This is a genomic window from Curtobacterium sp. P97, assembly GCF_023712445.1.
Lineage (GTDB): Bacteria > Actinomycetota > Actinomycetes > Actinomycetales > Microbacteriaceae > Curtobacterium.
This window is the reverse complement of the sequence record NZ_JAMAYF010000217.1, coordinates 1-393: the sequence shown is the minus strand read 5'-3', so window position 1 is coordinate 393 and position 393 is coordinate 1. Positions and strand designations below refer to the sequence as shown.

Below are 393 nucleotides of genomic sequence, written 5' to 3'. Positions count from 1 at the left end.
CGCCGGGGCCGCCGCCGGGGCCGCCGCCGGGGCCGTCGCCGGGGCCGGCCGCGGCTGTGCTGCCGCCCGTGCTGCCGCCCGTGCTGCTGTCGGTCGTGGCGGGCGCGGGGCCGCCCACGACGCCGGCCGATGTGGTCGCGGGCACGGCGTCGGCCGCCGGGGTCGGGGTCGACCCGGCCGGCGCGGCGGTCGCCGCCGACCCGGAGGTCGCCGCCGCTGCGACGCCGACCACCGACGACGGGGTCGCGGGGGCGACCACGGCGGCGCGCCGGGTGGGCTCCGTGCCGCCCGGGGCCGGGGTGCTCGCTGCCTCGGCATCCGCGGGGCCGGGCGCGGGTGCGGTGGCCGGGGCGCCGGTGCCGGGCCCGCCCGTCGCGAGGGGTCGCGGGGTGC

1 pseudogene is annotated in these 393 nt (G+C 86.8%); it reads left to right on the top strand.

Annotated elements, in window-relative coordinates:
• Window positions 1-68: 68 nt before the first annotated feature.
• Window positions 69-393 (top strand): annotated as a pseudogene (locus M3677_RS18870) (hypothetical protein); the annotation flags it as partial.